General features: G+C 60.4%; 19 protein-coding genes and 4 tRNA genes. 21 read left to right on the top strand and 2 right to left on the bottom strand.

From position 1 onward, the window contains the following. Nucleotides 1-28: 28 nt before the first annotated feature. From gltX to HBO05_RS14640, 13 genes are all read left to right on the top strand, one after another. Complete coding sequence (gene gltX, locus HBO05_RS14700; RefSeq protein WP_169953435.1) at nucleotides 29-1,510, top strand: glutamate--tRNA ligase; 1,482 nt, start codon at nucleotides 29-31, stop codon at nucleotides 1,508-1,510. 147 nt (nucleotides 1,511-1,657) lie between these two features. Next, nucleotides 1,658-1,733 (top strand) — tRNA-Ala (locus HBO05_RS14695). Nucleotides 1,734-1,810: 77 nt separating this feature from the next. Then, a tRNA-Glu gene (locus HBO05_RS14690) sits at nucleotides 1,811-1,886 on the top strand. Between the two features lie 49 nt (nucleotides 1,887-1,935). Then, nucleotides 1,936-2,011: transfer RNA gene (locus HBO05_RS14685), tRNA-Ala, on the top strand. Between the two features lie 78 nt (nucleotides 2,012-2,089). Beyond that, nucleotides 2,090-2,165, top strand: a tRNA-Glu gene (locus HBO05_RS14680). A 184-nt stretch (nucleotides 2,166-2,349) separates the two neighbouring features. Continuing rightward, entirely contained in the window at nucleotides 2,350-2,889 is a 540-nt protein-coding gene (locus tag HBO05_RS14675; RefSeq protein ID WP_169953437.1) for a TetR/AcrR family transcriptional regulator, read from the top strand. 30 nt (nucleotides 2,890-2,919) lie between these two features. Continuing rightward, entirely contained in the window at nucleotides 2,920-3,753 is an 834-nt protein-coding gene (locus HBO05_RS14670; RefSeq protein WP_169953439.1) for an alpha/beta fold hydrolase, read from the top strand. A gap of 55 nt (nucleotides 3,754-3,808) precedes the next feature. Then, a complete protein-coding gene (locus tag HBO05_RS14665) occupies nucleotides 3,809-4,240 on the top strand; it encodes a thioesterase family protein (RefSeq protein ID WP_169953440.1) in 432 nt (143 codons plus the stop codon). A gap of 67 nt (nucleotides 4,241-4,307) precedes the next feature. Next, on the top strand, nucleotides 4,308-5,267 hold the full coding sequence (locus HBO05_RS14660) for a tRNA-dihydrouridine synthase (RefSeq protein ID WP_169953442.1): 960 nt from the start codon (nucleotides 4,308-4,310) through the stop codon (nucleotides 5,265-5,267). 118 nt (nucleotides 5,268-5,385) lie between these two features. Continuing rightward, nucleotides 5,386-5,835, top strand: coding sequence for an Hsp20 family protein (locus tag HBO05_RS14655; RefSeq protein ID WP_170043442.1), 450 nt, complete (start codon nucleotides 5,386-5,388; stop codon nucleotides 5,833-5,835). Between the two features lie 558 nt (nucleotides 5,836-6,393). Next, entirely contained in the window at nucleotides 6,394-7,854 is a 1,461-nt protein-coding gene (locus HBO05_RS14650) for a hypothetical protein (protein WP_172313057.1), read from the top strand. Between the two features lie 279 nt (nucleotides 7,855-8,133). Then, complete coding sequence (locus HBO05_RS14645) at nucleotides 8,134-8,886, top strand: hypothetical protein (RefSeq protein ID WP_346266497.1); 753 nt, start codon at nucleotides 8,134-8,136, stop codon at nucleotides 8,884-8,886. 169 nt (nucleotides 8,887-9,055) lie between these two features. Continuing rightward, nucleotides 9,056-10,375 carry a hypothetical protein gene (locus tag HBO05_RS14640; protein WP_262377068.1) on the top strand — a complete coding sequence of 440 codons (1,320 nt, stop codon included), beginning with the start codon at nucleotides 9,056-9,058 and terminating at the stop codon, nucleotides 10,373-10,375. 28 nt (nucleotides 10,376-10,403) lie between these two features. Here HBO05_RS14640 and HBO05_RS14635 read toward each other — a convergent pair whose 3' ends face one another. Both HBO05_RS14635 and HBO05_RS14630 read right to left on the bottom strand, forming a co-directional pair. Next, entirely contained in the window at nucleotides 10,404-13,697 is a 3,294-nt protein-coding gene (locus tag HBO05_RS14635; RefSeq protein WP_172313054.1) for an EAL domain-containing protein, read from the bottom strand. A 63-nt stretch (nucleotides 13,698-13,760) separates the two neighbouring features. Next, nucleotides 13,761-14,651, bottom strand: coding sequence for a LysR family transcriptional regulator (locus HBO05_RS14630; protein WP_169953450.1), 891 nt, complete (start codon nucleotides 14,649-14,651; stop codon nucleotides 13,761-13,763). A 146-nt stretch (nucleotides 14,652-14,797) separates the two neighbouring features. On the opposite strand from HBO05_RS14630, the gene leuC reads away from it, so the two are divergent. From leuC to truA, 8 genes are all read left to right on the top strand, one after another. After that, nucleotides 14,798-16,216 carry a 3-isopropylmalate dehydratase large subunit gene (leuC, locus tag HBO05_RS14625; RefSeq protein WP_169953452.1) on the top strand — a complete coding sequence of 473 codons (1,419 nt, stop codon included), beginning with the start codon at nucleotides 14,798-14,800 and terminating at the stop codon, nucleotides 16,214-16,216. A gap of 10 nt (nucleotides 16,217-16,226) precedes the next feature. After that, a complete protein-coding gene (leuD, locus tag HBO05_RS14620) occupies nucleotides 16,227-16,871 on the top strand; it encodes a 3-isopropylmalate dehydratase small subunit (protein ID WP_169953454.1) in 645 nt (214 codons plus the stop codon). A gap of 146 nt (nucleotides 16,872-17,017) precedes the next feature. Then, nucleotides 17,018-17,782, top strand: a complete 765-nt coding sequence (locus HBO05_RS14615; RefSeq protein ID WP_169953456.1) for a class I SAM-dependent methyltransferase — start codon at nucleotides 17,018-17,020, stop codon at nucleotides 17,780-17,782. 51 nt (nucleotides 17,783-17,833) lie between these two features. Continuing rightward, nucleotides 17,834-18,916 carry a 3-isopropylmalate dehydrogenase gene (gene leuB, locus HBO05_RS14610; RefSeq protein WP_169953458.1) on the top strand — a complete coding sequence of 361 codons (1,083 nt, stop codon included), beginning with the start codon at nucleotides 17,834-17,836 and terminating at the stop codon, nucleotides 18,914-18,916. A 64-nt stretch (nucleotides 18,917-18,980) separates the two neighbouring features. Beyond that, entirely contained in the window at nucleotides 18,981-20,093 is a 1,113-nt protein-coding gene (asd, locus tag HBO05_RS14605) for an aspartate-semialdehyde dehydrogenase (protein ID WP_169953460.1), read from the top strand. Nucleotides 20,094-20,332: 239 nt separating this feature from the next. Continuing rightward, a complete protein-coding gene (locus HBO05_RS14600; RefSeq protein ID WP_169953461.1) occupies nucleotides 20,333-21,343 on the top strand; it encodes an aspartate-semialdehyde dehydrogenase in 1,011 nt (336 codons plus the stop codon). A 162-nt stretch (nucleotides 21,344-21,505) separates the two neighbouring features. Then, entirely contained in the window at nucleotides 21,506-24,043 is a 2,538-nt protein-coding gene (locus tag HBO05_RS14595; RefSeq protein ID WP_172313051.1) for a FimV family protein, read from the top strand. A gap of 238 nt (nucleotides 24,044-24,281) precedes the next feature. Beyond that, nucleotides 24,282-25,106: a tRNA pseudouridine(38-40) synthase TruA gene (truA, locus tag HBO05_RS14590; RefSeq protein ID WP_169953538.1), complete on the top strand. Its 825-nt coding sequence runs from the start codon at nucleotides 24,282-24,284 to the stop codon at nucleotides 25,104-25,106. The last annotated feature ends 14 nt before the right edge of the window (nucleotides 25,107-25,120 follow it).

Here is a 25,120-nt window from a genome sequence, read left to right as displayed (position 1 = left end):
CAGCTTTATTGCCCATTCGAGACCCGCCATGACCACCGTCCGCACGCGCATCGCGCCATCGCCTACTGGGGATCCCCACGTCGGTACTGCCTACATCGCCTTGTTCAACTACTGCTTTGCCAAGCAGCACGGCGGTGAATTCATCCTGCGGATCGAAGACACGGACCAGGTGCGTTCGACCCGTGAGTCGGAACAGCAGATTTTCGATGCCCTGCGCTGGTTGGGCATCACCTGGGCTGAAGGCCCGGATGTCGGCGGCCCGCACGGCCCGTATCGCCAGAGCGAGCGCAGCGACATCTATAAGCAATACACCCAGCAACTGGTCGATATGGGCCACGCCTTCCCGTGTTTCTGCACTGCCGAAGAACTGGACCAGATGCGCGCCGAGCAACAGGCCCGCGGCGAAACCCCGCGCTACGACGGCCGCGCGCTGCTGCTGTCCAAGGAAGAAGTGGCCGCGCGCCTGGCCGCCGGTGAGCCGCACGTGATCCGTATGAAAGTGCCGAGCGAAGGCGTGTGCGTGGTGCCAGACATGTTGCGTGGCGACGTGGAGATCCCGTGGGACCGCATGGACATGCAAGTGCTGATGAAGACCGACGGCCTGCCGACGTACTTCCTGGCCAACGTGGTTGACGACCACTTGATGGGCATCACCCACGTGTTGCGTGGTGAAGAATGGTTGCCGTCGGCACCCAAGCTGATCTTGCTTTACGAATATTTCGGCTGGGAACAGCCGCAGCTTTGCTACATGCCGCTGCTGCGTAACCCGGACAAGAGCAAGCTGTCCAAACGCAAGAACCCGACTTCGGTGACCTTCTACGAGCGTATGGGCTTCATGCCTGAAGCGATGCTCAACTACCTGGGCCGCATGGGCTGGTCGATGCCGGACGAGCGCGAGAAGTTCTCGCTGCAGGAGATGGTCGATAACTTCGACCTGTCCCGCGTCTCGCTGGGCGGGCCGATTTTCGATATCGAGAAGCTGTCGTGGCTCAATGGCCAATGGCTGCGTGACCTGCCGGTGGAAGAGTTCGCCAGCCGTGTGCAGCAGTGGGCGTTGAACCCCGAGTACATGATGAAGATCGCACCGCTGGTGCAGGGCAGGGTGGAGACTTTCAGCCAGGTCGCCCCGCTGGCCAGCTTCTTCTTTGCCGGTGGCGTGAATCCGGATGCCAAGCTGTTCGAGTCGAAAAAACTCTCGGCTGACCAGGTTCGCCAGTTGATGCAGTTGATCCTGTGGAAGCTCGAAAGCCTGCGCCAGTGGGAAAAAGAGGCCATCACCGCGACCATCCAGGCTGTGGTCGAATCCCTGGAACTGAAGCTGCGCGATGCCATGCCGCTGATGTTTGCCGCGATTACCGGGCAAGCCAGCTCGGTGTCGGTACTCGATGCGATGGAAATCCTCGGTCCGGACCTGACCCGTTTCCGTCTGCGCCAAGCCCTTGATTTGCTTGGCGGTGTATCAAAGAAAGAAAACAAGGAATGGGAAAAGCTGCTGGCTGCTATCGCCTAGTTAAGCGTTGGTGAGGGCAAAACCCCGGCTTTGCGGGGTTTTGACGGTAAGTGATTGTTATCCCGGCAAAAAACTTTGGAAATTGTTGAAAATAAATTTGACAGCCTTTCAAAGCGCCATTAAGATTCGCCCCGTCCTCACCGATGAGGGGCTATAGCTCAGCTGGGAGAGCGCTTGCATGGCATGCAAGAGGTCAACGGTTCGATCCCGTTTAGCTCCACCAATTTACAGGTTCAAGGTCTGGCCACACCGTCCTTGAATCGATCAGGCCCAGCTTGATCATGTTGTACAGAAGGTTTTGTCCCCTTCGTCTAGTGGCCTAGGACACCGCCCTTTCACGGCGGTAACAGGGGTTCGAGTCCCCTAGGGGACGCCAGTTTCAACAAGCAGCTCGCAAGGTCTGCTGCGCCGCCAGGCGAAAAATCGGGGCTATAGCTCAGCTGGGAGAGCGCTTGCATGGCATGCAAGAGGTCAACGGTTCGATCCCGTTTAGCTCCACCAATTTACAGGTTCAAGGTTCCGGCCACACCGTCCTTGGATCGATCAGGTTCAGCCTGATCAGTTGTATAGAAGGTTTGTGTCCCCTTCGTCTAGTGGCCTAGGACACCGCCCTTTCACGGCGGTAACAGGGGTTCGAGTCCCCTAGGGGACGCCACGATTACCCGCTCTGCGGGATTTTTAAGGGTCATTCAATTATTGAATGGCCCTTTTGTTTGTCTGGCATTTGGGTTTTCTCCCTCCCTCTTTACAAAAAACCTCTTCTGACCAGCGGTCGAATTCAGCGCTTGCTAAAAATTATTATGAAGATAATATTTTAACCGTAATATTCGGAGGCCGTCATGAGCGATAAGAAAGCGCAAACCCGTGAACGTATTTTGCAGGCCGCCAGCTCCGCGCTGATCCAGCGTGGCCCGGCCGAACCGAGTGTGGGTGAAGTCATGGGAGCGGCGGGGCTGACCGTTGGTGGCTTCTACGCCCACTTTGAAAGCAAGGACGCCTTGATGCTGGAGGCGTTCGAGCAGCTATTGGCCACGCGTCGGGCGTCTATCGACGATATGGACCCCAGCCTGACAGGCGAAGAGCGCCGAGCCCTGGTGGCGGCGTTCTACCTGTCGCGCAAGCACCGCGATTCCACCGCCCAGGCCTGTCCGATCCCGGCCACGGTCGGCGAGATGAGCCGCCTGCCAGATGAATTTCGCGATGTATTGAACCGGCACGTCGAACTGATGGCCGCACAACTGGCTGCCAGCCCGGAAGACACCGATAAGGCCCTGGCCGACATGGCCTTGATGATTGGTGGTCTGGCATTGGCCCGGGCGCTGGGGCCTGGCGAATTGTCGGACCGTGTATTGCGCGCCTCCAAGTCGGCAGTGCGCTGAACAAGGCTTGCGGGCCTGGGGAGTGAATGGATGAGCACCTTGAGCTGGATTCGTCGTGTCAACGGCACTGTGGGCAGGCTGGCGCCGCAGACCATCGCCAACCAGATGCGTCGCGCTTTCATGACGCCGCGGGATCTGCCGCCGCGTGATTGGGAATTGCCGCTGCTGGCGCAGGCCGAGCGCATCACCTTGCGCTTTGGCCTGTCGGCCCTGCGCTGGGGCCAGGGCCCGGCGGTGCTGATGATGCATGGCTGGGAAGGGCGCCCGACCCAGTTCGCCAGCCTGATCAACGCATTGGTGGGTGCCGGCTACTCGGTGATTGCCCTCGACGGTCCGGCCCATGGCCGCTCGCCGGGCCGCGAGGCCCACGTGGTGCTGTTTGCCCGGGCGATGCTGGAGGCTGCCGCTGAGTTGCCGCCGTTGCACGCGGTGGTCGGCCACTCCATGGGCGGCGCCAGTGCGATGCTGGCCATCCAGTTGGGCCTGCGCACCAATGCGTTGGTGAGCATTGCCGCGCCTTCTCGCTTGCTCGATGTATTGCGCGGCTTTGCCGGAGTGGTCGGCATGCCGGCGCGGGCACGGGCGGCGTTTATCCAGGAGGTCGAGTACTCCCTGGGCATCCCGCTCAAGCACCTGGATGTGGCGCACTATCAAATGAATATCCCGGGCCTGATCGTGCATGCCGAAGACGATACCTTCGTCCCGGTCAAAGCTTCGCAGATGATCCACGAGGCCTGGTTCGACAGCCGCCTGTTGCGCCTGGAGCAAGGCGGGCACCAGAAAGTCCTGGCCGATCCCCGGGTGGTCGAAGGCGTACTGGCGCTACTGGCCGGCTGTCGTGAACCAGCGCGGCAAACCGCTTGAGCCGAACGATGGGTTACACTGCTCGCCGCCGACATTAATCGACCGGGAGCAGGGCATGGGCTGGGACTTGGCAAAGCCGTTTATCATCGATCTGCAGGTGGCCCCTGAGGATATCGACGGCCTGGGGCATGCCAATAATGCCGTCTACGTATCCTGGCTGGAGCGTTGCGCCTGGCGCCATTCCCAGCGCCTGGGCCTGGACCTCAGCGAGTACCGGCGCCTGGATCGGGCCATGGCGGTAGTGCGCCATGAAATCGATTACCTGGCGGCGGGCTACGAAGGTGATGAGTTGCAATTGGCGACCTGGATCGTCGATTGGGACCAGCGCCTGAAAATGACCCGGCGCTTCCAACTGATACGCCCCAGTGATGGCACCACCTTGCTGCGTGCACAAACCACCTTTGTCTGTATCGAACTCTCCAGTGGCAAGCCCAAGCGCATGCCGGCGGAGTTTATCGAGGGCTATGGCGTGGCGTTGCACATCTGACAAGGGGGTTAACGGTTACTGTGGGAAACCCAGTAAACTGCGCCACGTTTTTCGTTGAGTGTTTTCCATGCAAATTGCCTTGGCGCCCATGGAGGGGTTGGTCGACAACATCCTACGGGATGTGCTGACCCAGGTGGGCGGTATCGATTGGTGCGTGACCGAATTTATCCGGGTCAACGACCGCCTGCTGACCCCGGCCTATTTCCACAAGCTTGCCCCTGAACTGCTGCACGGCGCCAAGACCGCTGCGGGCGTGCCGTTGCGCGTGCAGTTGCTTGGTTCCGACCCCGTGTGCCTGGCGGAAAACGCCGCGCTGGCCTGCGAGCTGGGTTCGCAGGTAATCGACCTGAACTTCGGCTGCCCGGCCAAGACCGTCAACAAATCCCGTGGCGGTGCGGTGCTGCTCAAGGAGCCGGAGCTGCTCAACCAGATCGTCGAGCACGTGCGTCGTGCGGTGCCGGCGCATATCCCGGTGACTGCCAAGATGCGCCTGGGCTTCGACAGCCCGGATGGCGCGCTGGTGTGCGCTACGGCCCTGGCCGAAGGTGGCGCGGCGCACATCGTGGTGCATGCGCGGACCAAAGCCGATGGCTACAAGCCCCCCGCCCATTGGGAATGGATCCCGCGCGTGCAGGACGTGGTCAAGGTGCCGGTATTTGCCAACGGTGATATCTGGAGCGTCGAGGACTGGCGGCGCTGCCGCGAGATCAGTGGGGTCGAAGACATCATGCTCGGCCGCGGCCTGGTAGCGCGTCCCGACCTGGCCCGGCAAATCGCCGCCGCGCGTGCAGGTGAAGAGGTGGTAGAGATGACTTGGGAGGAGATGCAGCCCATGCTCCGGGAGTTCTGGACGCAGTCTGTAGCGCAACTGACTGAGCGCCAGGCTCCTGGCCGCTTGAAGCAGTGGCTGGCGATGCTGACGCGCAATTACCCGCAAGCCGTGGAGCTGTTTACCGCGCTGCGCCGGGAAACCGATCTGCTGCAGGTCAGTCGTTTGCTCGGTATGCCTCACCCGCAAGCGGCCTGAAATTTTTCTTACAGCCTCTCTTGAAATGTAATGGGTGGTCCTTATCTAGGGATTACACGATGCCGAACTCGGGTCGTGGAGATAAAGAACCTTGCTGATATTTCAGGAGATTTGACCTATGAGTACCGCATTTTCCCTGGCGCCGTTGTTCCGCTCTTCCGTGGGTTTCGACCGTTTCAACGACCTGTTCGAGACCGCATTGCGCAATGAGCCGGGCAGCAGCTACCCACCTTATAACGTCGAGAAACATGGCGAAGACCAATACCGCATTGTGATCGCGGCCGCCGGTTTCCAGGAAGACGATCTGGAGTTGCAGGTGGAGAAGGGCGTGTTGACCGTCAGCGGCGGCAAGCGCGACACCAAGGCTGAGAGCGTCACCTATCTGCATCAAGGCATTGCCCAGCGGGCCTTCAAGCTGTCATTCCGCTTGGCGGACCATATCGAGATCAAGGCTGCTGACCTGAGTAACGGTTTGCTGAGCATCGATCTGTTGCGGGTCGTGCCGGAAGAAGCGAAGGCCAAGCGTATCCCGATCAATGGGGCGCAGAAGCCGGCGCTGCAACACTAAGCGCATATTTTTAAATCTTTCATCATCTGCAAAAAGGGCGCCTCTGGCGCCCTTTTTTTGTTTAGGGGCTTGAAGGAGGTTGCAGGTGTTTTAATCGATAGCGAGGGGAGTTTTGTTTAGTTGAGGGTGTGTTGTTTTATTTGTTTGCTAGCAGGTGTGTGTAACTTTCTTGGTTGGGTGCGTGTTTGCATAGTTAGAGTGTTTCTTTGTTTGGATGCATGGCAGCAGTCTTAGTCGCGCGGGAAATATCATGGGCGCTGTCATGCACACTCGGCGAATTATAACGGTTTTTTTCCTCGCAGCAGTTTATTAACGGGTATGACGTGTTTTTATCAGGCACAAGCCGTAGAAAAGCAGGTTTTCGGCAGAAGTCCATGGGTAAAAGTCCTAAGTTACCTTTTAGTGTCCTTATGTTTTCCGCGATATCTGGAACCAGAACGCTTATTTCCCCACGAATCCAGTGACTTCGATACGGTCGCTGCCGTTTCAAGTCATAAAAAACAGTGTTTGTCATGGGCGTCTGAACGTCCTGGTGCTTTTCTGAAAGAGGGATGAATAATGTCTTATCTGTCTGTTAATAATCCTCCGAGCGTCAATGTTGCTAATCATCAGCTTGATCTGGTCGCGCCGCCTGGAAGTGGTGATGTGAGTAAGTTGTTAAATACTAAGTCGAGCGTAGTGCCGGAACACACTCGGCATGTTGAAGTTGGGCGGGAAAATACAACTGTCAGTACGGATGCTCTTGCAAAGCTGCTGGATATGTTCGAACTGCTCTTCAAGGCAATGCGAGATGTGTTGTCGGGTAAAAAGCATCCTTCCGAGGCCTTGCCCACGGCGGATAAACCGTCTGAAACCAAACCTGCTCTTGGGGACAGAGCCGCCATTACCACTAAGGATGCAAAGGCACAGGTGGGTGGAGACAAACCTACTACGCACACACCGCAGACCACCGGCAAACTGTTGATTTCAGGCCAGGCTTTAAAAAAGCAGCTCGATGCGGACAAGCTAGCCGAGAAGAAACCCGACACTGAGAGCAAGCCTGCGATTGCGAGCAACGACACCAAACTACTGCTTGATACAGACAAGAAGCCCCAGCTAAAACCGGACGCCGAAAGCAAGCCCGTACCTGCGGGCAAGGACGCCAAGGTCCTGGTTGATAGCGACAAGAAACCCGAGCTAAAACCGGACGCCGAAAGCAAGCCCGTACCTGCGGGCAAGGACGCCAAGGTCCTGGTTGATAGCGACAAGAAACCGGAGCTAAAACCGGACGCCGAAAGCAAGCCCGTACCTGCGGGCAAGGACGCCAAGGTCCTGGTTGATAGCGACAAGAAACCGGAGCTAAAACCGGACGCCGAAAGCAAGCCCGTGCCCGCGGGCAAGGACGCCAAGGTCCTGGTTGATAGCGATAAGAAGCCCGAGCAAAAACTGGACACGGACACCAAGCCCGCGACTCCCGGCAAAGAAGTCAAGGTACTGTTGGATGGCGGCAAACAACCTGTGGTGCTGCCGCAGGTCAAGGTTATGCCAGGGACTCCAGAAGCGCAGGCCAAGGTGTCGTCGGACAACCATGTGCAGGTGAACGTGAATGTGAACAACTGCCACTGCCCATCGACTTACCAGCCACCCAGCCCGCGCGGCGGCGTCACAGTGACGCCTCGTTTCGAACCCGAGCCAGGTGTGGTGATACGCCACGACGCCAAGGTGAGGCCTGGCCCGCAGTCCAAGCCAACGGTAGTGCCCGGTAACGATGCGAAGGTGACGCCTGATACCCAGGTGCCTGGGAGTGATGGTCGGGCGAGGCCGGGCTTGGTGCCCAACCGTGTTGCAGCGGTGACACCCGACGCGGTGCCTGAACCGGCAGTCCCGAATGACAGTCGCGTAAAGCCTGAGGTATCCCCGCTGCCAAACCCTGAAGTGCTACCGGATAAGCCTGGGCCTGAGCCGGATGTGACCGCTGCGGGGCCGGAATGCCGCCCTGATGAAATGGGGTGGTCGGCGCGTCCCTATCGCCGGTTTTAACGCGCCTCTTGGGCCAATAGACCTCTAACTTCAATCAGTTGCTTCTCCGGTCAGCGATCGGCCGGAGGGGCACTTTGTGCGAGAAAAAACATGTCTGTTTCAAGCGTTAACCGTGCTTCCAGCGTCATGTGTAATGGTTCCGGGTACTTGGCAGGAGCTTTTAGTATTGAGACCGCTAGTCCCTCGCTACAGGGCTCGGCTGTCAGCAGGTTTTCCCATCAGCACTCGCCCAGGCATGTCGCTGAACTGGACGGCTGTGGGGCAAACCAGGCGGCGGACTTGCAAACCATCATTTCAATGTTCAGTACGTTCATGAGCCAAATTACAGCGCTGCTGTCGGGTGGCAAGGAGCTTGATAAAGCCAAGGTTGTTCCCGCGCCTGTCACGCCTGAAATCAAGCCCTTACCGTTAGTGCCAAAGCCCCAGACACCTCTTCCGGATTTGTCGACCAAGCGCAATGGGGCCAAATGCGATGATATCTGGGGTGGTTTTCGCCAAGGGCCGGATGGCAATTGCGTAACGGTTTCAGCGATCAAGGCCGCCATGCACAAGTTTGGACAAAGCCCCACTGATATCTACAAAAATGTCAGTAAAACCGAGCGCGGCTATGACGTGACGATGCGTGACGGTTTTCATTTGACGTTGACCAGCCAGGAGTTGAAACAGGCGGCAGCGGGCGCACGTTTTTTTGGGCGCGACAGGGGCATGCTCAAGGACGCTGAGTTTTTGTTTGCTGCCAGTGCCAAGCGTGCGCAGATAGAAAACAACGACGGTCGAGCGGCGAGAAGTTTCAGCGCGGCCATCCGCAGTCTCAATGATGGTGAAGATGAGCGTGGCGCAGGGGAAGGGTTCGAGCGCTTGGGCTTAAAGAAGCATATAAAAAATGTCCCGGTAAATACCTTGGCCCGCGGCCAGGTCGGGATGGTCAACCGCGCCCGGCATTCGGTCGCAGTGATCGACGGCAAGGAAGAGTTATGGGGTCGAAAAGGCAGGGCGCCGCGGTATGGGGATGCAGTGGCGTTAATCGGGTGATCAGTAGTGTTGTGTAGTTGTCGTTTTAAATTATAAGAGTGGCTGTTGTTTTCCTGCGCAGGTTTTTAACGTTAATTTTACTTTGGGTTTTCCGGATGCTTGGCATGCGCGGGTTTGCGCGATGTCTTGTTTGTCATACTTTTAATAAGTCTGTGGTTAGGAGGTTGTCATGAATGTGAATATGCTCAATCGGTCATTTACTGACAGTTATAGGCTGGGTGATAAACCTGTCAATGCTGTTTCTGCTGACGTTTTTTCAACTAGTAGCGGGGAGAAGCCCCAAGATATCGTGAATGCCTTTACCGCCACCCCCCGTGGATTCGGTGAGCATTTTGACAATAGTACCCATGCGGCTGTTATCAAAATGATGATGATGACCTTTGGTCAAAGCCCCCGCGATATGTTTGATGAGATTAAATCGACCGGTGATGGTTATGACATTACGATGAAAGATGAGTTTAAGGTTCATGTGTCCCATGATGAACTAAAACTTACGGCGCAGGCCTCGCGATTTTCCGGCAACGACCGAGCAGCCATCAACGACGCCAACGTTGTACTCGCCGCTTTTGCCAAGCGCAAACAACAAGCAGGTGGCTATGACAGTTTCGACAAGGTCCTGCACAAGAGCCTTGAGGGTGAAACGATGCAGAACTGCCTGCGGGGCATGGGGATGATTGGTTTTGCCCAGTTTGTGCCTGCCACTTACATGGCCGCCAGCGGCGCCGTAGGTGTGGTGGAAACCCATAATTTTGGCTCCGCGTTTGTCATGGACAATACCCAACATAATTATGGGCAAAAACAGCGGGTTGATAGAAGTTACGGTTATATGTTGTTCAATGACCAGACTGTGCCTGGCGTATCGCCCGCAACCGTCGATTTACCTGATCTGAAATTATCCAGTGTGCCCATAGGCACCCAGCCCGCAGATATCTGGAACGGTTTTTACCAGGGGGCAGAAGGCAACTGTGTCACCGTGTCAGCGATCAAGGCGGCCATGATGCGGTTTGGACAAAATCCCCAAGGCATCTTTAAAAAGATCACCGCCACGGCTGAGGGTTATGAAGTGCTCATGAGGGATTCCTTCAAGCTGACCCTGACCCACGATGAACTGAAACAGGCCAAGGCTGCCTCCAACTTGAAGGGTAGCAATCCGGCGCTGCTGGACGATGCCAACTTCTTGTACGCCGTGAGTGCCAAGCGGGCCCAGGTGGAAAACAACGATTCGCGTGGCAACCAAAGTTACGAGGTTGCCATGGCAACACTCAACGACGGTGAATACCCCGGCGCCGCATTGCGTCGGCTTGGGTTGTTTGCCTATATCCGTGAAAGTACGGTTGAAGAACTGGCTCGTGGCACCACGGGCACCTTGGCCAACACCTACCACTCGGTGGCGGTGATCGACGGCAAGCTGGACCTGTATGGGCAAAAACTCAGCCTGGAAAACTCGCACTGGCAGGGGCACTTCCACCGGGCATTGAAATTAGTGTGATACCCGGCGCAGGGACCCAGAGCGCTCTTCAGGTCCCGGCGCCTGGCCGTAACAGCTCTATAAATGCATCCAGGGGTAACGGCCGGCTGTGCAAATAACCCTGATACAGATGGCAACCCAGCCCCTGCAGGAACGCCAGTTGCTCGGGCGTTTCTACGCCTTCGGCAATCACTTCCAGGTTCAGGCTGCGCGCCATGGCCACGATCGCGCGGATGATCTCGGCGTCGTTCGGGTCGTGGGTGGCGTCCCTCACAAACGATTGATCGATCTTCAAGGCATCGACCGGCAGGCGCTTGAGGTAGGTCAATGACGAATAACCGGTGCCGAAATCGTCCATGGCGAAGCTGACCCCGAGTTTTTTCAGGCGGCGCATTTTGCCGATGGTGTCGTCCAGGTTCTGGATCACGATGCCTTCGGTGATTTCCAGTTTCAGCAAGGTGAACGGCAGTTGATGCTGCTTGAGGCTGCGCTCTACCCGTTCGACAAAATCATTCTGGCGAAACTGCCGGGGGCTGATATTCACGCACAGACTGAAGCCGTCCGGCTCCACCAGGCCTTCGGCGATCAGCCGGGCAAAGGCACCACAGGCTTCGTCGAGGATCCAGGTGCCCACCTCGAGAATCAGCCCGCTGTCTTCCAGAACCTTGATGAACTCCGTCGGCGATTGCGCACCCAACTGCGGATGCTGCCAGCGCACCAGGGCCTCGGCGCCGACAATGCGATTGCCCCGGGCATCGACCTGGGGTTGGTAATGCACACTGAACTCGCCCCGCGACAACGCCAGGCGCAGGTCTGTCTCCATGCGCAGGCGCTCGCTGGCGGTGCGTTGCATGCTGTTATGGAACATCTGCGTGGTATTGCGCCCCGAATCCTTGGCCCGGTACAGGGCAATATCCGCGCGCTTGAGCAGGTCGGCCGGGGTCGAGCCGTGGTCGGGAATCAGCGCCACGCCGATGCTGGGGGTGACCTGCAAGCGCTGGCCATCGAGAAACATCGGCTCGGACAACAGTTCGCGCAGGGTGTCGGACAGCAACTGCACCTGCTTGCTGACCTCTAACCGAGTACCTTCCAGCCCGCTGAGCAGCACCACGAATTCGTCCCCTCCCAGGCGCGCCACGGTGTCCTCCATGCGCACGCTGGCCTCCAGGCGCGCAGTGACGATTTTCAGCACGGTGTCGCCCACCGGGTGGCCGAGGGAATCGTTGATGTGCTTGAAGTGATCCAGGTCCAGAAACAGCAGCGCACCCCGCAGGTTGTGGCGTTTAAGCAGGGCGATCTGCTGGCTCAGGCGGTCCATCAGCAAGGCGCGATTGGGCAGGTTGGTCAGCGGGTCGTGATAGGCCAGGTGGCGGATCTGCGCCTGCGCGCTCTTGAGCAGGCTGACATCCCGTGCGGTCAGCAGCAGGCACGGGGTTTCATTGAGGGTAATCGGCTCGACCGACACTTCCACCGCCAGCAACTCGCCACGCTTGTTGTGCCAGAGCATGTCCAGGTGATGGATGCGGCCCTTGATCTGCAATTCGGCCAACAGCGCGGCGCGCTGGTTTTCATCGGCCCAGATGCCGATCTGATACAGGGTCAGGCCAATGGCTTCTTCGGCGCGGTAGCCGGTCAGGCGGCAGAAGCCGTCATTGACCTCCACATAGCGCCCGGTGTCGCGCTCGGTAATGGACACCGCATCGGGGCTGGAATGGAAGGCCTTGGCGAATTTCTCCTCACTGGCCTTGAGCGCCGCCTCCGAGCGCTGTTGCTGGGTGATATCGCGCAGGGTGGTGACCACACAGGGCTGGTTGCCGACCTTGATCAGCCGGCTGGAAATCATGCAGGCCAGGCGCTGGCCGTTCTTGTGGTGGACGATGATCGCCACGTTGTTCAGCGCCTGCTCGCGGATCACCTGCTCGATGCGCTGCAGGCGCTGGGTTGGCTGATCCCACAGGCCGATCTGCTCGGCGGTGTGGTTGATGACTTCGGCGGCGGCCCAGCCAAAGGTCTGGCTGAAACTGGGGTTGATTTCGATGAACTCGCCGCTGGCCAGGCGTGTGACGCAGATCGGGTCGGGGCTGGCGAGGAACAGGCTGGCGAATTTCTCTTCAGAGGCACTCAGGCGCTGTTCGCGTTCCACCTGGTCGGTGATATCCAGCAAGGTGCCGGCCATGCGCACCGGCGTGCCCTGCGCGTCACGGTAGAGGCGGGCGCGGCTTTCCAGGTAGCGCGAGCTGCCGTCTTCCAGTTGCACGCGGTAGGTCAGTTGGTAGTTGCCCGCCGGCCCCTCACGCAAGGTGCGATAGGCATCGCGCATGCTGGCGCGCTCTTCATCGGGCATGCCTTCAAAAAACGCGTCGAACGACTCATGGAACGGGTGCGGATCCAGGCCGTGCAACTGCGCGGCCCGCGCCGAGCCGTAGAGCATGCCGCTGGGGATATGCCAGTCCCAGGTGCCCAACTGGGCCGAGTCCAGGGCCAGGTCCAGGCGTTCCTGGCTGTCCTTGAGGGCCTGCTCGGCGTTCTTGCGTTCGGTGGTGTCGAGGAAGGTGCTGATCAGGTAGGCCTGGCCCTCGAGCTCGACCTTTTGTGCGCTGAGGGTGCCGTCATGGATTTGCCCGTTGCTGGCGCGAAATTGCACCTCCATGGTGATGGGCTCGCCCTTGCGCTGGGTCGCCCTGACCAACAGGGCCCGTTGCTCCGGGTGGACCCACAGCCCCAGGTCGAGGGTGGTGCGGCCAATGGCATCGGCCACCGGCCAGCCGAACAGGCTTTCAAAATACTGGTTGGCTTCACTGATCAGGCCATCTTCCTGGCGGGTCAGCAGGACCATGTTCGGGCACAGGTGGAACAGCGTGGCGAAGCGTTTTTCGGAGTGGCCCAGGGCATGTTCGCGTTCGCGCTGCTGGGTGGTTTCGCGGATCACCCCGATCATGCGCCGGCGCCCGGACGCATCCGGCAGCAGGCTGCCATTGATTTCCAGCCAGTGCAGGCTGCCGTCCGGCCACTGGATGCGGTGATGCATGGCTTGTTCGAAGGGTGCGCCGGCCAGGACCGCGTGAAACGCCCGGATCACGCGGCCGCGGTCCTCGGCGGCCAGCAGGTCGAGGTAGTCCAGGTCCTTGGGCAATGGCTGCCGGGGGTCGAAGCCGAATAGCGCCTGGGTGCCGCGCGACCAACTGATCCGCCCGCTGTCGATATCCCAGCTCCAGGCGCCGAGCCGTGCGGCATTGAGCGCCGCCAGCAGTTGCGGGGCGTTTTCCCAGCTTTGTTCCGCCTGCTGGGGGTCCAGGGCGTGAATGCGCGGCAGCGGCGGCACGGGATCGACAGGGTTGGGCATTATCAAGGGGCCTTGGCTCGATGGGCGTTCGGCGCGGGAGCAGGGTCTACAGGCCGCACGGCCTCATGCCGGCATCCCAGCCGGATCGACCTGTGCATCCAATAGGCTCATGAAAGCCCGCGCAGCGTTCGACAGCGTCCTTTCGGTGTGCACGATATAGCCTAGCTGGCGACTGAGCTGTATGCCCGGTAAAGCGATACTGGCCACTTGATCATCGAGCATGGTGCGCGGCAACACGCTCCAGGCCAAGCCGATGGAGACCATCATCTTGATGGTTTCCAGGTAGTTGGTGCTCATGGCGATGTTCGGCGTCAGGCCCTGGGCCTCGAACAGCCGGTGCACGATATGGTGGGTAAAGGTGTTGCCACCGGGGAATACCGCCGGGTGCCGGGCAATGTCGGCCAGGCTGATGCTGGCGTTGCTGGCCAGGCTATGTTCGGGCGCCACCACGAAATCCAGGGGGTCGTCCCACACCGGGGTGGCTCGCACCAGGCTGTGGGGCTCCGGGGCCAGGGTGATGACGGCCACTTCGGCACGGCCATGGAGGATTTCCTCGTAGGCGACTTCCGAATCCAGGAACTGAATATCCAGTGCCACGTTCGGGTATTCCCGGGTGAACGTGCGCAACACCGGGGGCAGGCGGTGCAGGCCGATGTGATGGCTGGTCGCCAGGGTCAGGCGTCCGCTGACTTCGCCAGTCAGGTTGGTCAAGGCGCGGCGGGTGTCATCCAGCACATTGAGGATCTGATAGGCGCGGGGCAGCAGGGCACGCCCGGCCTCTGTCAGGCCCACTTCCCGGCCCAGTCGATCAAACAGGCGCACCTTCAGTTGTTGCTCAAGGCCGGCGATGCGCTTGCTGATTGCCGGTTGCGTCAAGTGCAGGCGTTCCCCGGCCCCGGAGAAGCTGCCGGTTTCGGCGATGGCAATAAAAGCATTGAGGTTGGCCAGGTCCATGGTCGTATTCCAGTTGGTTATCCAAAGCATGAAAAATATGAATTTGAGTTATTTAATGTAACGCCATAGCATCAGCCTCACAAGCCAAAGGGTTATTGAATCGTTCAACGCCCAGGGCATAGAAAGACGCTGATGAGGACCGACTGATGGCCGGCAAAACGCTTTACGACAAACTCTGGGATTCCCATGAAGTGAAACGGCGCGATGATGGCTCGTCGCTGATCTACATCGACCGTCACATCATCCACGAAGTGACCTCGCCCCAAGCGTTCGAAGGCCTGCGACTGGCCGGGCGCAAGCCATGGCGCGTCGACTCGATCATCGCCACCCCAGACCACAACGTGCCGACCACCCCGGAGCGCAAGGGCGGTATCGAAGCCATTGCCGACCAGGTCTCGCGTTTGCAGGTCCAGACCCTCGACGACTATTGCGACGAGTACGGCATCACCGAATTCAAGATGAATGACGTGCGCCAGGGCATCGTCCACGTAATCGGCCCGGAGCAGGGCGCGACCTTGCCGGGCATGACCGTGGTCTGCGGCGACTCCCATACCTCGACCCACGGCGCGTTCGGCGCCCTGGCCCACGGTATTGGCACTTCCGAGGTGGAACATGTGTTCGCCACCCAGTGCCTGGTTGCTAAAAAAATGAAGAACATGCTGGTGCTGGTCGAAGGCACCTTGCCCTTTGGTGTCACCGCCAAGGACATCGTGCTCGCGGTGATCGGCAAGATCGGCACCGCCGGCGGCAACGGCCATGCCATCGAATTCGCCGGCAGCGCCATTCGCGACCTGTCCATCGAAGGCCGCATGACCATCTGCAACATGTCCATCGAGGCCGGTGCCCGCGTGGGCATGGTCGCGGCGGATGAAAAAACCGTCGAATACGTCAAGGGTCGTCCGTTTGCACCGGCGGGCGCCGATTGGGATGCCGCCGTAGAAGCCTGGAAAGACCTGGTGTCCGACAAGGATGCGGTGTTCGATACGGTGGTTGAACTCGACGCGGCCCAGATCAAGCCGCAAGTCAGCTGGGGCACCTCGCCGGAAATGGTCCTGGCCGTTGACCAGAACGTGCCGGACCCGGCCAAGGAAGCCGACCTGGTCAAGCGCGGCTCCATCGAGCGCGCCTTGAAGTACATGGGGTTGAAAGCCAACCAGGCGATCACTGACATCCAGTTGGACCGTGTGTTTATCGGTTCCTGCACCAACTCGCGGATCGAAGACCTGCGCGCCGCGGCGGTGATCGCCAAGGGCCGCAAGGTGGCCTCGACCATCAAGCAGGCCATTGTGGTGCCAGGTTCGGGCCTGGTGAAGGCCCAGGCGGAAGCGGAAGGCCTGGACAAAATCTTCCTCGAAGCGGGCTTTGAATGGCGCGAGCCGGGCTGCTCGATGTGCCTGGCGATGAACCCGGACCGTTTGGAGTCCGGCGAGCATTGCGCGTCCACCTCCAACCGTAACTTCGAAGGGCGTCAGGGCGCCGGTGGTCGTACTCACCTGGTCAGCCCGGCCATGGCCGCTGCGGCTGCCGTCAACGGTCGTTTCATCGACGTTCGCGAATTGATCTGAGGAATACCCGATGAGAGCTTTTACCCAACACACAGGTCTGGTCGCGCCGTTGGACCGTGCCAACGTGGACACTGACCAGATCATCCCCAAGCAGTTCTTGAAGTCGATCAAGCGCACCGGCTTTGGCCCCAATCTGTTCGATGAGTGGCGCTACCTGGACGTGGGCTACGCCTACCAGGACAACTCCAAGCGCCCGTTGAACAAGGATTTCGTACTCAACGCCGAGCGCTACCAGGGCGCCAGCGTGTTGCTGGCCCGGGAAAACTTCGGTTGCGGCTCCAGCCGCGAACACGCGCCGTGGGCCCTGGAAGAATATGGTTTTCGCAGCATCATCGCGCCGAGCTACGCCGATATCTTCTTCAATAACAGCTTCAAGAATGGCTTGTTGCCGATCATCCTGAGCGATGCCGAAGTGGACGAGTTGTTCGGGCAAGTGGAAGCCAACGTGGGCTACCAGTTGACCGTCGACCTGGCTGCACAGACCGTGACCCGTCCGGATGGCAAGGTGTACCACTTTGAAGTGGATGCCTTCCGTAAACACTGCCTGATCAACGGCCTGGACGACATCGGCCTGACCTTGCAGGACGGCGAGGCAATTGCCGCGTTTGAAGCCAAGCACCGGGCCAGCCAGCCTTGGTTGTTTCGTGATGCGTAATTCTATGTAGGCTGGACTGGCCCCTTGGCGAGCAAGCCCGCTCCCACATTCGACCGAGTTCCTTCAGTTGAAATGCGCTCAAATGTGGGAGCGGGCTTGCTCGCGAAAGGGCCTGTATGAACACCACAAAAGCCAGGAACATCACCATGACCAACACCGCCCACACCCAAGTCGTGCAAAAACAATTCGGCGAACAGGCCTCGGCCTACCTGAGCAGTGCCGTGCACGCTCAGGGCAGCGAATTCGCACTGCTGCAGGCCGAACTGGCCGGGCAGGGCGCTGCACGACTGCTGGACCTGGGCTGTGGTGCCGGTCACGTGAGTTTCCACGTAGCACCGCTGGTCAAGGAAGTGGTGGCCTACGACCTGTCGCAGCAGATGCTCGACGTGGTCGCCGCCGCTGCCACAGAGCGTGGCCTGGACAATATTCGTACCCTGCACGGCGCCGCCGAGCGCCTGCCGTTCGCCGATGGCGAGTTCGACTTCGTGTTCAGCCGCTACTCGGCCCATCACTGGAGCGACCTGGGCCAGGCCCTGCGCGAAGTGCGCCGGGTGCTCAAGCCGGGCGGCGTAGCGGCGTTTGTCGATGTCTTGTCACCGGGCAGCCCGCTGTTGGACACTTACCTGCAAACCGTCGAAGTGCTGCGCGACACCAGCCATGTGCGCGATTACTCCGCCGGCGAGTGGATGCGCCAGCTCAGCGAAGCCGGCCTGCATGTACGCAACAGCAATCGCCAGCGCCTGCGCCTGGAATACACCTCGTGGGTCGAGCGCATGCGCACGCCAGAGGTATTGCGCGCCGCGATCCTGGAGCTGCAAAAGGCGATGGGCCAGGAAGTGCGCGATTATTTTGAGATTCAAGCCGATGGCACCTTCAGCACCGACGTGCTGGTGGTCTGGGCCGAACGCTAATAATTTTCCCGACCTGCCCGAGGGCGGGTCGCTTGATGAAATGAGGAACCCATGAGCAAGCAGATTCTGATTCTCCCTGGCGACGGCATTGGTCCGGAAATCATGGCCGAAGCGGTCAAGGTCCTGGAATTGGCCAACAGCAAGTACAGCCTGGGCTTTGAACTGAGTCACGACGTGATCGGCGGCGCTGCCATCGACAAGCATGGCGTGCCCCTGGCCGACGAAACCCTGGACCGTGCCCGTGCTGCCGACGCGGTGCTGCTCGGCGCCGTGGGTGGGCCGAAATGGGACAAGATCGAACGTGACATCCGTCCGGAGCGCGGCCTGCTGAAAATCCGTGCGCAACTGGGCCTGTTCGGCAACCTGCGCCCGGCAATCCTCTACCCGCAACTGGCCGACGCGTCGAGCCTCAAGCCGGAAGTGGTGGCGGGCCTGGATATCCTGATCGTGCGTGAGCTGACCGGCGGTATCTACTTTGGCTCGCCACGGGGCGTGCGTGAGTTGGAAAATGGCGAGCGCCAGGCCTACGACACCCTGCCGTACAGCGAGAGTGAAATCCGCCGTATCGCCCGTGTCGGTTTCGACATGGCCCGCGTGCGCGGCAAGAAGGTCTGCTCGGTAGACAAGGCCAACGTCCTGGCCTCCAGCCAGCTGTGGCGCGAGATCGTCGAAGAAGTGGCCAAGGACTATCCGGACGTCGAACTCAGCCACATGTACGTCGACAACGCCGCCATGCAGTTGGTGCGTGCGCCCAAGCAGTTCGACGTGATCGTCACCGACAACCTGTTCGGCGACATCCTGTCCGACCAGGCCTCGATGCTCACCGGTTCCATCGGCATGCTGCCGTCGGCGTCCCTGGACACCAACAACAAGGGCATGTACGAGCCATGCCACGGTTCGGCGCCAGACATCGCGGGCCAGGGCATTGCCAACCCGCTGGCGACCATTTTGTCGGTGTCGATGATGCTGCGCTACAGCTTCAACCTCAGCGAAGCGGCGGATGCCATCGAGCAAGCGGTGAGCCTGGTGCTGGACCAGGGCCTGCGTACCGGCGACATCTGGTCGCAGGGTTGCACCAAGGTCGGGACGCAGGAAATGGGCGACGCAGTAGTCGCCGCGCTGCGGAATCTGTAATCTCTCGGGCCCGCTTGCAGTTGTTGCTGCAAGGCGGCCCACTTTTTAACAAGGTGTAGTTGCGATGAAACGTGTAGGTCTGATCGGTTGGCGCGGTATGGTCGGTTCCGTGCTCATGCAGCGGATGCTGGAAGAGCAGGATTTCGATCTTATTGAGCCGGTGTTTTTCACCACTTCGAATGTCGGTGGCCAAGGGCCGTCCGTGGGCAAGGATATCGCCCCGCTCAAGGACGCCTACAACATTGAAGAGCTCAAGACCCTCGACGTCATTCTGACCTGCCAGGGCGGCGACTACACCAGTGAAGTCTTCCCCAAGCTGCGCGAAGCCGGCTGGCAGGGCTACTGGATCGATGCAGCGTCCAGCCTGCGTATGCAGGACGACGCGGTGATCATCCTCGACCCGGTCAACCGCAAGGTCATCGACCAGCAACTTGATGCCGGCACCAAGAACTATGTCGGCGGCAACTGCACCGTCAGCCTGATGCTGATGGGCCTGGGTGGCCTGTTCGAAGCCGGGCTGGTGGAGTGGATGAGCGCCATGACGTACCAGGCGGCCTCCGGTGCCGGCGCGCAGAACATGCGCGAGTTGATCAAGCAGATGGGCGCGACCCACGCGGCTGTCGCCGATCAACTGGCCGACCCGGCCAGTGCGATCCTCGATATCGACCGCCGTGTGGCCGAGGCCATGCGCAGCGAAGCCTACCCGACCGAGAACTTCGGCGTGCCCTTGGCCGGCAGCCTGATCCCGTGGATCGACAAGGAACTGCCGAACGGCCAGAGCCGCGAAGAGTGGAAAGCCCAGGCCGAGACCAACAAGATCCTTGGGCGCTTCAAGAACCCGATCCCGGTGGACGGTATTTGCGTGCGGATCGGCGCCATGCGTTGCCACAGCCAGGCGCTGACCATCAAGCTCAATAAAGACGTGCCGATCGCCGATATCGAAGGGCTGATCAGCCAGCACAACCCATGGGTCAAGCTGGTGCCCAACAGCCGTGATATCAGCATGCAGGAGCTGAGCCCGACCAAGGTCACCGGCACCCTGAATGTACCGGTGGGCCGTCTGCGCAAGCTGAACATGGGCACCCAGTACCTGGGCGCCTTCACTGTAGGTGACCAATTGCTGTGGGGCGCGGCCGAGCCGCTGCGTCGGATGTTGCGGATTCTGCTGGAGCGTTGATCGCTTAGTGGTGTTGAAGAAACCCGCGTTCTGGTGACAGGCGCGGGTTTTTTATTGCGCCTGAGGCCATCATCGCGGGCAAGCCCGCTCCCACACTTGAATGTGTTCACAAATCCAAATGTAGGAGCGGACTTGCCCGCGATGACGGCCCGCGCCACACCACAAACCCCAGGCCAATTGCCTCACCCCCCACCACCCGGTAAAGTGCCGCTCCCCCCGCAATGCCCGAGGCAGCCTCCATGACCCAGACCTTTGATATCGCCGTGATCGGCGCCACCGGCACGGTGGGCGAAACCCTGGTGCAGATCCTCGAAGAACTTGAGTTCCCGGTAGGCGCCCTGCACCTGCTGGCCAGCAGCGAGTCGGCCGGCGCGTCGGTGCCGTTTCGCGGCAAAAACGTGCGGGTACGGGAAGTCGATGAGTTCGATTTCAGCAAGGTGCAACTGGCCTTCTTCGCCGCAGGCCCGGCGGTCACCCTGAGTTTCGCGCCGCGCGCCACGGCAGCCGGTTGCTCATTGATCGACCTGTCCGGCGCCCTGCCGGCCGAACAGGCGCCCCAAGTGGTGCCGGAAGCCAATGCCCAGGTACTGGACGGCTTGAAAAAGCCGTTCCAGGTGGGCAGCCCAAGCCCTTGCGCCACCCACCTGGCGGTGGTGCTCGCGCCGTTGCGCGGCCTGTTGGACATCCAGCGCGTGAGCGTCACCGCCAACCTGGCCGTGTCTGCCCAGGGCCGTGAAGCCGTCAGTGAACTGGCCCGGCAAACCGCCGAGCTACTGAATGTGCGGCCCCTGGAGCCCAAGTTCTTTGATCGGCAGATGGCCTTCAACCTGCTGGCCCAGGTCGGCACGCCGGATGCGCAGGGCCACACCGCCCTGGAAAAACGCCTGGTCCACGAACTGCGTAGCCTGCTTGAATTACCGTTACTGAAGATTTCCGCAACCTGCGTTCAAGCTCCGGTGTTTTTTGGCGATAGCCTGAGCGTGTCCCTGCAACTGGCGGGGGCCGTGGACCTTGGCGCCGTCAATCGCGTGTTGGAGGCGGCGCCGGGCATCGAACTGGTGGAAGAGGGCGATTACCCCACCGCTGTTGGGGATGCGGTCGGTCAGGACGTGGTCTACGTGGGTCGGGTGCGGGCCGGTATTGATGACCCGGCGGAACTAAACTTGTGGCTGACGTCAGATAACGTACGCAAAGGCGCGGCGCTTAACGCGGTGCAACTGGCACAGTTGTTGATAAAACACCTTGTGTAAAAGATACTTGGCGGCAATTTGTAGATTGATTCTAGCCAAGCGCTATGCTTGGCCCCATGCAGGAAAAGTTGCGCGTCGGTGACCTATCGGCTCGCCATGCCGAATGGCAGCGGTACCCAACCTTCTCGCGGGCCGAGGAGTGTTCAAACAAAGGATGAGGCTATGGTTCAAGTTCGCAAACTGGTGTTAGCAATAGCGGCCGTCTCGGCGCTGTCCTCCGGTATGGCGCAAGCGCTGCAACTTGGGGAGATGACCCTCAAGTCGAAGTTGAACCAGCCGTTGTCGGTGGAGATCGAGCTGCTCGATGTGGGCGGGCTCAGCGCCTCCGATATCGTGCCCAGCCTCGCGTCTTCCCAGGCCTTTGTGGATGCGGGTGTCGATCGCCAGGCGTTCCTCGATGAGCTGACCTTTACCCCGGTGCTCAACCCCAGTGGCCGCAGTGTGGTGCGCGTCACCTCCAGCAAGCCGTTGCCCGACTCCTACGTACGCTTCTTGTTGCAGGTGCAATGGCCCAATGGCCGGTTGATGCGGGACTACAGCGTCTTGCTGGACCCGGCCAAGTTCGAGCAAAAGGCTCCAGAGGTCATTGCCCCAGGGCCGCGCCTTGCCACGCCGGCTGCTGCCAGCGTGACCAAGGCGGCTGAACACACCACGACTTCTCGCGACACCCTGTGGGAAATCGCCGCGAAAAACCGCAATGGCGGCTCGATCCAGCAAACCATGCTGGCGATCCAGGCGCTGAACCCGGACGCCTTTGTCGACGGCAATATCAACCGCATGAAGACCGGCCAGGTATTGCGCCTGCCGGATCCGGTACAAAGCACCAGCCTGCCGCAACCCCAGGCGATTGCCGAAGTGACCGCGCAGAATGCGGCTTGGCGCCAGGGGCGTCGCGGTGCCGCTAATCAAGCAGCGGGGCGTCAGCAACTGGACGCCACCAAGCGCGCCCAGGCTGGCGCAGCGCCGTCGCAAACGGCCGCCAAGGACAACCTGAGCCTGGTCTCGGCCGAGGCCGCCAAGGCCGGCGTCAAAGGCGCCGCAGGTGACAGCAAGGCCCTGAACAACAAGTTGGCCGTGACCCAGGAAAGCCTGGATTCGACCCGCCGCGAAAACGAAGAACTCAAAAGCCGCATGTCTGACCTGCAAAGTCAGTTGGACAAGCTGCAGCGGCTGATCGAACTGAAGAACAACCAATTGGCCAAATTGCAGGCCGAAGGCGGCGCCCCGGCGCAGCCGGCGGTAATACCTGCCGAACTGGCTGCGGCGCCGACTGCGCCTGCTCCGGCGGCCGAAACGCCGGTGGTTGCGCCCGTGCAAAGCCCGGCTGAGCCTGCGCCCGAGGCCAGCGCCGAAGGCAAATTCAATGACCTGCTGACCAACCCCATTGTTCTCGGGGTGATCGGCGGCGCTGCCGGCCTTCTAGTGCTGTTGCTCCTGCTGCTGTGGGCACGTCATCGCAATGCGCGCCTGGAAGAGAAAAAACACCTGCGCATGGCGCGGGCGCTGGCGGAAGAGCCAGAGTTTTCCGCAAAACTTGAACAAGACTTGTCGCTCGATAGCTTCGAAGGCCTTGAAGTCCCGGCGGCAAACGTCAAGCTGGCTCCAACTCCAACTCCAGCTCCAGCTCCGGTTGCCGTGGCGCCTGTAGCTGCAGTTGCGACCAGCATGGCGCCGCCGAGCAAGCCCATCATCGAGCCCGGTTCCTCTGATGCCCTGGCCCAGGCCCAGTCCCATCTGGACCGTGGTCACTTGAACCAGGCCGCTGCGGTGCTGGAAGAAGCGATCAAGCTGGAGCCCAAGCGCAGCGATCTGCGCCTCAAACTCCTGGAGGTCTACGGCCAGCAGGGCGACAAGGATGGTTTCGTGACCCAGGAGCGCCAACTGGTCGCCAATGGCGAGAACCACGCCCAGGTCGAACTGTTGAAAAATCGCTACCCGGCCATGGCCGTGCTGGCTGCGGGCGTGAGTGCTGCAGTCGCCGCTGCCGCGCTGGATGCGCAGTACGTCAAGGATCTGCTCCAGGAAGAACCGGCGCCTGCCGCCACGCCTCAAACCGATGCGTTCGACACCGACTTCGACCTGAGCCTGGACGACCTGGAGGCGGCGTCGCCGGCGGTGGTCGCCCCCGAGGTCGATGACCTGAGCTTCGACTCGGTCTTGCAGCAGCAGACCGAAGCCAAGGCCAGCGAGGACGACTTGTCTGACTTTGATCTCGACTTGCAACTGGATGCACCGGCTTCCCAGTCCGACGACGACTTCCTCTCGGGCCTGGAAGAAGAGATGAAGGACCTGCCACCGGTAGAGCCGCCGACCCTGACACCCGCCGCGCTGGAAGATTTTGACCTGCCGGAAGACTTCGACCTGTCCCTGGCCGACGAACCTGCGCCATCGGACAAGCCTGATGCGTTCACCTCCGAGCTTGACGATGTCAACGCCGAGCTGGAGCGCCTGTCCCAGAGCCTGGAAAGCCCGTCGATCGAGCCGAGCTTCACCGCTGAAGATGCCGCCAAGGGCGACGATGAGCCGGAGTTCGACTTCCTGTCGGGCACCGACGAAGTTGCCACCAAGCTCGACCTGGCCCAGGCCTATATCGACATGGGCGATGAGGGTGGTGCACGTGACATCCTGGCCGAAGTCCTCACCGAAGGCGACGACGGCCAACGCAGCGAAGCCAAGGAAATGCTTAGCCGCCTGGCGTGATTACTGGCAATTAACGCAGCGGCGGCCTTCGGGTCGCCGTTTTGCATTCAAAGGTGGGAGCCGGGCTTGGCCGCGATAGAGGCGACTCGGTCCTTCGGTAGAATTGAGGCGAGGCTATCGCAGGCCAGCCAGCTCCCACAAAATGCCCCAGGACCAGGCCCGGCACTTTATAATGGCCGCCTTTGCGCAACTATCAGGCTCTCAGCTCTTGGCAAATATAGATAACGCGGCCGCCGAAATGGCGGCCGCCGGCTTTTTCAGAATCGCCCTGGGCGTGGAATACAAAGGTTCGCGCTATCGCGGCTGGCAGCGCCAGGCCTCTGGCGTGCCGACTGTGCAGGAAACCCTGGAGAAGGCCCTGTCGAAGGTCGCCGACTCGCCGGTTTCATTGATGTGCGCAGGGCGCACCGACGCGGGCGTGCATGCCTGCGGGCAAGTGGTGCATTTTGACACCCAGGCCGAGCGTTCGATGAAGGCGTGGGTCATGGGCGCCAATATCAATCTGCCCCACGATGTCAGCGTCAGTTGGGCCAAAGTCATGCCGGCGCACTTCCATGCGCGGTTCAAGGCCATTGCCCGGCGTTACCGCTATGTGATCTACAACGATCAGATCCGTCCGGCGCACTTGAACGAAGAAATCACCTGGAACCACCGCCCGCTGGACGCCGAGCGCATGGCCGAGGCGGCCCAGCATCTGGTGGGGATCCACGACTTCAGTGCCTTTCGCGCCGGGCAGTGCCAGGCGAAGTCGCCGATCAAGGAAGTCCACCACCTGCGGGTGACACGTCACGGCAAGATGATTGTCCTGGATATCCGCGCCGGGGCGTTCCTGCACCATATGGTGCGCAATATCGCCGGGGTGCTGATGACCATTGGTACTGGCGAGCGCCCGGTGGAGTGGGCCAGGGAAGTGCTGGAGAGCCGGGTGCGGCGGACCGGCGGGGTGACGGCGCACCCGTTCGGCCTGTATCTGGTGGATGTGGAGTACCGAGATGAGTTCGAGCTGCCGCAGCGTTTCATCGGGCCACACTTCCTCACAGGTTTCACTGAACTTGGCGGCTGACGCCCGGAAAAGCA

This window comes from Pseudomonas sp. WS 5079 (assembly GCF_012985465.1).
Taxonomy (GTDB): Bacteria; Pseudomonadota; Gammaproteobacteria; order Pseudomonadales; family Pseudomonadaceae; genus Aquipseudomonas.
Note: the sequence above shows the minus strand (reverse complement) of the source record. Positions and strands in the feature narration are given on the sequence as shown.

Bases quoted from the DNA above. Each gene is read 5' to 3' on its own strand.
- gltX (WP_169953435.1), top strand. From the start codon at position 29: ATGACCACCGTCCGCACGCGCATCGCGCCATCGCCTACTGGGGATCCC.
- HBO05_RS14675 (WP_169953437.1), top strand. From the start codon at position 2,350: ATGAGCGATAAGAAAGCGCAAACCCGTGAACGTATTTTGCAGGCCGCC.
- HBO05_RS14670 (WP_169953439.1), top strand. From the start codon at position 2,920: ATGAGCACCTTGAGCTGGATTCGTCGTGTCAACGGCACTGTGGGCAGG.
- HBO05_RS14665 (WP_169953440.1), top strand. From the start codon at position 3,809: ATGGGCTGGGACTTGGCAAAGCCGTTTATCATCGATCTGCAGGTGGCC.
- HBO05_RS14660 (WP_169953442.1), top strand. From the start codon at position 4,308: ATGCAAATTGCCTTGGCGCCCATGGAGGGGTTGGTCGACAACATCCTA.
- HBO05_RS14655 (WP_170043442.1), top strand. From the start codon at position 5,386: ATGAGTACCGCATTTTCCCTGGCGCCGTTGTTCCGCTCTTCCGTGGGT.
- HBO05_RS14650 (WP_172313057.1), top strand. From the start codon at position 6,394: ATGTCTTATCTGTCTGTTAATAATCCTCCGAGCGTCAATGTTGCTAAT.
- HBO05_RS14640 (WP_262377068.1), top strand. From the start codon at position 9,056: ATGAATGTGAATATGCTCAATCGGTCATTTACTGACAGTTATAGGCTG.
- HBO05_RS14635 (WP_172313054.1), bottom strand. From the start codon at position 13,697: ATGCCCAACCCTGTCGATCCCGTGCCGCCGCTGCCGCGCATTCACGCC.
- HBO05_RS14630 (WP_169953450.1), bottom strand. From the start codon at position 14,651: ATGGACCTGGCCAACCTCAATGCTTTTATTGCCATCGCCGAAACCGGC.
- leuC (WP_169953452.1), top strand. From the start codon at position 14,798: ATGGCCGGCAAAACGCTTTACGACAAACTCTGGGATTCCCATGAAGTG.
- leuD (WP_169953454.1), top strand. From the start codon at position 16,227: ATGAGAGCTTTTACCCAACACACAGGTCTGGTCGCGCCGTTGGACCGT.
- HBO05_RS14615 (WP_169953456.1), top strand. From the start codon at position 17,018: ATGACCAACACCGCCCACACCCAAGTCGTGCAAAAACAATTCGGCGAA.
- leuB (WP_169953458.1), top strand. From the start codon at position 17,834: ATGAGCAAGCAGATTCTGATTCTCCCTGGCGACGGCATTGGTCCGGAA.
- asd (WP_169953460.1), top strand. From the start codon at position 18,981: ATGAAACGTGTAGGTCTGATCGGTTGGCGCGGTATGGTCGGTTCCGTG.
- HBO05_RS14600 (WP_169953461.1), top strand. From the start codon at position 20,333: ATGACCCAGACCTTTGATATCGCCGTGATCGGCGCCACCGGCACGGTG.
- HBO05_RS14595 (WP_172313051.1), top strand. From the start codon at position 21,506: ATGGTTCAAGTTCGCAAACTGGTGTTAGCAATAGCGGCCGTCTCGGCG.
- truA (WP_169953538.1), top strand. From the start codon at position 24,282: ATGGCGGCCGCCGGCTTTTTCAGAATCGCCCTGGGCGTGGAATACAAA.